This is a genomic window from Allobacillus sp. SKP2-8 (genome assembly GCF_007559355.1).
Taxonomy (GTDB): Bacteria; Bacillota; Bacilli; order Bacillales; family Alkalibacillaceae; genus Allobacillus; species Allobacillus halotolerans.
This window is the reverse complement of record NZ_VMHF01000022.1, coordinates 1-6,010: the sequence shown is the minus strand read 5'-3', so window position 1 is coordinate 6,010 and position 6,010 is coordinate 1. Positions and strand designations below refer to the sequence as shown.

Here is a 6,010-nt window from a genome sequence, read left to right as displayed (position 1 = left end):
CAGCTTACTTCATCCGTTCGGTGGTATAGAGCCTCTCTATAAGACTTTCCGACAGCTTACTTCATCCGTTCAGGGGTATAGAGCCCCTCTATAGGACTTTCCGGCAACTTACTTCATCCGTTCAGGGGTATAGGGCCCCTCTATAGGGCTTTCCGGCAACTTACTTCATCCGTTCAGGGGTATAGGGCCCCTCTATAGGACTCTCCGACAACTTACTTCGTCCATTCAGGGGTATAAGACCTGGCAATAGGGCACTCGAGGATTTTTTGGACAATCAGTAGACTCAAATTTCGCTCACCACTTATTAAAAGTATTGTTTCACTAAAATATTTTGTTTCAACATACCTATATAGGGTATACTACAAGTGGAATATACTCTAGGGGGGGTAAAAAAGTGAGCAATCATCATAACGGTAGCGATCATCAGTCACATAAGAATCACCATCATTCAAGTCACCATGATTCTCATAAAAACGAAGACCATGGATCACACGGAGGTCACGAAGACCATGGATCACACGGAGGCCATGGAGATCATGGCTCACATGGAGGTCACGGGGATCACGGAGGCCACGAAGGCCATGACCATGGGGATATGATTATAGAATTTCGCAACAAGTTTTTCATTATACTCGTCGTAACGATTCCAATCATGCTTTTATCTCCGATGATTCAAAGTTTCATGGGAGTCGATTGGCGTTTTCCAGGTGACCTTTACATTGTAGCTGTATTATCAACTTTTGTTTATTTCTACGGTGGTTGGCCTTTTCTTAAAGGAGCTGTCGATGAACTAAAAGCAAAAGAACCTGGTATGATGACATTGATCGGGACAGCAATATCGATTGCATTCTTCTACAGTATAGCAGTTGTATTCGGATTTAATGGCGAACAAATTTTTTGGGAATTGGCGACATTGGTTCTCATTATGCTTCTTGGCCATTGGATTGAAATGCGATCAATCAACAATGCATCAAAGGCATTGGAGTCGTTGGCTTCACTCATGCCAAACACGGCCAATCGAATCAAAGAAGATAGCGATGAAATTGAAGAAGTAAAAATTGACGAGATTCAGTCAGGAGACTTATTACTCGTCAAACCGGGTGAGAAGATGCCTCTGGATGGGACGATTGTAAAAGGCACTTCTCAAGTAGATGAGTCAATGCTGACAGGTGAATCGGTCCCTACGGAAAAAACGGTTGATGATGAAGTGATAGGTGGTTCAATTAATAGAGAAGGTTCTCTTACAATAAAAGTAGAAAAATTAATGGACGAATCTTATTTGAACCAGGTCATCGAAATGGTCAAAGAATCGCAAGAAACAAAATCGAAAACACAGGATATCACAAACAGGGCGGCCAAGTGGTTATTCTATATTGCCTTAGCTGCTGGAATCATCACATTCATCATTTGGATCAGCATCGGTGCGGATATTGATACTGCAATTCAGAGAACGGTAACAGTAATGGTCATCACCTGTCCACATGCTTTAGGGTTGGCAGCACCACTCGTTGTTGCAGTCTCTACAGCTTTATCAGCTAAACATGGATTGTTGATCAGAAACAGACCTCAGTTTGAGCAGGCAAGAAATATTGATGCTGTAATCTTTGACAAGACAGGAACGTTAACAGAAGGGAAGTTCGGGGTAACCGATGTTCAGTCCTATAGTGATATGAAGGAAGATGAAATACTGAGTTATGCGGCAACAATCGAAAATGATTCCGAACATCCGATTGCTACAGGCATTATCAATGAAGCGAACGATCGGAAGCTTTCACTTCACGAAATGACCGATTTCAACTCGATTACAGGTGTCGGTATTGAAGGGATGATCGACAACAAAAATGTGAAAGTTGTAAGTCCAGGTCATGTTATGAAACAAGGCTTTAATTTCGATGATCAGAACTTTAACAAATGGTCTGAACAAGGAAAAACAGTTGTATTTCTAATTGTTAATGATGAACTAAAAGGTGCCATCGCACTAGCAGACCAAGTGAAAGAAAGTTCTAAAGAGACTATCAAAGAATTACACAAAAGAAATATTAAAGCGATTATGCTTACAGGAGATCATCAAAAGGTAGCCAATTATGTTGCAAAAGAAATTGGCATCGATGAAGTTTATGCGGAAGTATTACCAGACCAAAAAGCTGAAAAAGTTGAAGAGATCCAGCAACGTGGTTTGGTTGTCGCTATGACTGGGGATGGCATTAACGATGCACCTGCACTGACGAAAGCAGACGTCGGTATAGCAGTAGGTGCAGGTACTGATATTGCGATGGATAGCGCGGATATTGTACTTGTCGACAGTAATCCAAAAGATATATTGGCGATATTCAGTCTTTCTAAACGAACCTTTAATAAATTGGTCCAAAACTTGATATGGGCAACTGGGTATAACATTTTTGCCATTCCTTTGGCAGCAGGTGTTTTAGCTCCTTGGGGAATCATTTTAAGTCCAGCTGTCGGTGCCATTTTGATGAGTTTGAGTACAATCATCGTGGCCATCAACGCACAATTACTGCATCGGTTTGAGATGGAATGATGAAAAAAGTTTGCCATAAAAGCTTACAATAAGGAACCATACAAAAAAACTGAAATTCAATAAGTTTGATCGAATTTCAGTTTTTTTATTTTGAAAATGTAAATTTACTTTTATGAGAATAGTACAGTAATTACTAATTTCGAGTTTCATTCAAGAAAAATAACGCAATCGTTCCTGGACCTGAATGAGCACCGATTACTGCACCGACGTCGGTGATAATGATATCTTTTGGATTCAGTTCTTGACGTAGTAAGTCGGCTAGTTTTTCTGCCGTTTCTAAATCGTCTCCATGTGTAATTGACAATGTTTGATTTTCAAAATCTTGTCCACGTTCTTTTGCTACTTCAACCATACGGCTTAAAACTCGCTTGGAACCGCGAATTTTTTCAAGCGGAACGAGCTTTCCATCTTCTACGTGGAGAAGAGGCTTAATATTGAGTAGTCCACCAACGAAAGCTTGGGTTTTACTGACTCGGCCGCCACGTTGTAAGTATTCCAACTTATCAACCGTAAAGATATGCTCCATATGTTTAATATAAAAGTTGGCTAGGTCGAGTAAGTCTTGAACAGTTGCTCCATCTTTGGCTGCCATGGCAACATGGTAAGCGATCAAGCCGTATCCCATTGAAGCAGCGAGCGTATCAATCAGATAAATCTCATTATCTGGGAATTCTTCGTCAATCTGTTGCTTTGCGATGACTGCACTTTGATATGTACCAGATAATCCAGAGGAGAAGCCGATATAAACGATAGGTATTTTTTTCTCTGTGTATTTTTTGAATACCTCGTAAAATGCTTCAGGTGTAACTTGAGAAGTTTTAGGTGCTGCTCCTTCACGCATGGCGTCATAAATGGTTTTTGGATCGATGGTTACATTATCGATAAACTCTTCACCATTTAAGTGGACAGCCAAAGGTACTACTTCTAAAGCTAATTCTTCGTAATATTTTTTTGGTAAGTCTGCCGCTGAGTCAATGACAACTTGAACGTTCATAGGTTTCCTCCTAGAAATTTCATTCTATTGCTATTATACTTTAGTTTAATGGTCTAATGAAAAAACGTCAATGTCATTATGAAAGGGAGGTCCCGCATGTTTTTCTTTGAAGCAAAGCGATTTATCATCGTTATTCTAGGTGCATTATTAAATGCAATGGCTCTAAATTTCTTCTTAATCCAGGCAAACGTATACGCCAGTGGCTTTACAGGGATTGCCCAATTATCAGCGAGTTTCGCGCAAGATTTTATGGGTGTCAATATTAGTACAGGGGTTTTACTGGCGTTGTTGAATATACCAGTCATTATTTTAGGTTGGTTTAAAGTTGGTAAAGGATTTACCATCTACAGCATTATCTCTGTAGCTTTTACAACAATTTTCTTGGAAACAATTCCATTTGTTAAGTTTTCTGAAGAAATTTTATTAAATGCAGTCTTTGGTGGTTTGTTATCCGGAATCGGTGTTGGAATTAGTCTCAAGTGGGGTGCATCTACAGGTGGGATGGACATCATTGCGATGATTTTATCCCGTATTAAAGATCGTCCAATAGGTATTTATTTTCTAGTTATGAATGCAATGATTATCTTTTTCGCCGGTTGGTTATATGATCCAGAAAAAGCGTTATTTACTTTGGTGACATTGTATGTAACGACTCGTGTAATTGATGCACTTCATACGCGTCATAATAAGTTGACGGCTATGATTGTAAGTACAAAAGGAGATTCATTGACTAAATCGATTCATTCGCGAATGGTTCGAGGAATTACCCGCATTCCAGCAAAAGGCGCTTTCACAGGAGAAGACCGTGAAATGCTGTTTATGGTGATCACACGTTATGAACTGTATGATCTCGAACAGATTGTAAAAGATACAGACCCAAACGCCTTTGTAAATATCGTCCAAACGACAGGAGTGTTTGGCTTTTTCCGGAAGGACGAAGATTAACTGTAACTTTATAATAGCCATCGCCGACTAATCCTATAAATGAATCCAATGAGGTGTTGTTGTGAAAAAAGTTGTTCTTTTATGGATGTTTTCGTTGGTATTGGTTTCATGTGGTGTGTCTGGCGAGAATGGTAATTCAAATGGTAACGATCAAGGAGAGTCTGAGGTGGATTCACTTTCCTTTGAGGTGGAACATACAGCGAAAGACGATGTCGGTGTATTTACAATGAATCTTAGCAATGATTCCGAAAAGCCTGTTCAACTAACCTTCTCTTCTGGACAGCAATATGAGATTGTTGTTAAAGATTCCGATGGTGATAAGGTATATATGTTTTCAGAAGACAGAATGTTTACCGAAGCGATCATTGAGGAAGAGATTGCTGCTGGTGATGCATTATCCTTTGAACAAGGATGGGACTATATGTCTGGTGGGAAACGCGTTGAATCAAATGAATATGAAGCAACGGTATCACTTACCGCACAAACAGTAAATGGGGAGAAGGTTGTACCGGATGCTTTTGTGCAAAAGCTCTCTGTCACCATACCTGAGTCACCTGAAGAGGAAGCACAAGACAAGGAAGAAGATGAATCAAAGGATAATCAAGAGAAGGATGCATCTGAATCAGCAGAACAGAATCGAACGGAACATGAAAATATTCGAAACATCGTCGTTCAAGGTGAACAAGGAGAATATACGATTACAGGAGAAACGAGCCTAAATTCGGATATCACTTACTCCGTTGAGGATGGACACTATATATTGGTAGAAAAGAAAAACATCGAGCTTCATGGTAGTGAAAAATGGAAGTCATTTGAGATTGCTACAGAAATAGAGAAAGAAAATCTACCAAATGCAGGCGTGCTGACGCTCGTGTTTTCATGGGAGCAGGCAGGGGAGAAGCAGTATCATTCGATTTTATTAGAAAACTTCAATAACTAACGAAAAAGCTGGCAACGGATGATCCCGTTGCCAGCTCACTTATGTTACAAATAATAGATTTTGTATTTAAATTAAGCTTAAGTTTGGTTGATTAGTACATATACAGATCAACGAAAACGACTTAATAACCATAATTTTCAATAACGCGTTCTACTTCCTTTACGAGTTCATCCCACTCAGCATCAATGCGTTTGTTGATCGTAATGAAATTTTGATAACCAAACACATTATCAACACCAGATAGATGCATCAAATCATTCATGATATCATATTCACTCGTCTCACCCGGCATTACTGAGATACTATCGTCACCTTCAAAAATCATTTTGTCGACGGTGAACTTCATTGCGTTTGGATTCGGTGTGGATTCAACGATTACAGCCATTTTAACTACCTCCTAATAATCTCTCTATCCATATTAGCACGAATCTGTCTTTGACAAAAGTTTTATATTTATATAGGGACAAGCTCTATTTCAAGGTTGAAACCTTTCTAAAATGCTATAACGACGTAGTAAAGGAGCATTCCTGTAATAAAAGAATTTAGCTAAAAATAAGCTTATACGGGATTACACAAAAATAGCCCTCCTTGG

General features: G+C 39.4%; 5 protein-coding genes. 3 read left to right on the top strand and 2 right to left on the bottom strand.

All coding sequences use genetic code 11. The features are described 5' to 3' along the window. Positions 1 to 394 precede the first annotated feature (394 nt). Complete coding sequence (locus tag FPQ10_RS11815; RefSeq protein ID WP_144163700.1) at positions 395 to 2,539, top strand: copper-translocating P-type ATPase; 2,145 nt, start codon at positions 395 to 397, stop codon at positions 2,537 to 2,539. Positions 2,540 to 2,672: 133 nt separating this feature from the next. Here FPQ10_RS11815 and FPQ10_RS11810 read toward each other — a convergent pair whose 3' ends face one another. Further along, positions 2,673 to 3,533, bottom strand: coding sequence for a DegV family protein (locus FPQ10_RS11810; protein ID WP_144163699.1), 861 nt, complete (start codon positions 3,531 to 3,533; stop codon positions 2,673 to 2,675). Between the two features lie 96 nt (positions 3,534 to 3,629). Between FPQ10_RS11810 and FPQ10_RS11805 the strand changes: the two genes are divergently transcribed. Next, positions 3,630 to 4,478, top strand: a complete 849-nt coding sequence (locus FPQ10_RS11805; protein ID WP_144163698.1) for a YitT family protein — start codon at positions 3,630 to 3,632, stop codon at positions 4,476 to 4,478. A 61-nt stretch (positions 4,479 to 4,539) separates the two neighbouring features. Further along, on the top strand, positions 4,540 to 5,418 hold the full coding sequence (locus FPQ10_RS11800; protein WP_144163697.1) for a BsuPI-related putative proteinase inhibitor: 879 nt from the start codon (positions 4,540 to 4,542) through the stop codon (positions 5,416 to 5,418). 121 nt (positions 5,419 to 5,539) lie between these two features. Here the strand turns inward: FPQ10_RS11800 and FPQ10_RS11795 are convergent, their stop codons facing one another. Next, positions 5,540 to 5,803 carry a NifU N-terminal domain-containing protein gene (locus FPQ10_RS11795; protein ID WP_144163696.1) on the bottom strand — a complete coding sequence of 88 codons (264 nt, stop codon included), beginning with the start codon at positions 5,801 to 5,803 and terminating at the stop codon, positions 5,540 to 5,542. Positions 5,804 to 6,010: the final 207 nt, after the last annotated feature.

Bases quoted from the DNA above. Each gene is read 5' to 3' on its own strand.
- FPQ10_RS11810 (WP_144163699.1), bottom strand. From the start codon at position 3,533: ATGAACGTTCAAGTTGTCATTGACTCAGCGGCAGACTTACCAAAAAAA.
- FPQ10_RS11805 (WP_144163698.1), top strand. From the start codon at position 3,630: ATGTTTTTCTTTGAAGCAAAGCGATTTATCATCGTTATTCTAGGTGCA.
- FPQ10_RS11795 (WP_144163696.1), bottom strand. From the start codon at position 5,803: ATGGCTGTAATCGTTGAATCCACACCGAATCCAAACGCAATGAAGTTC.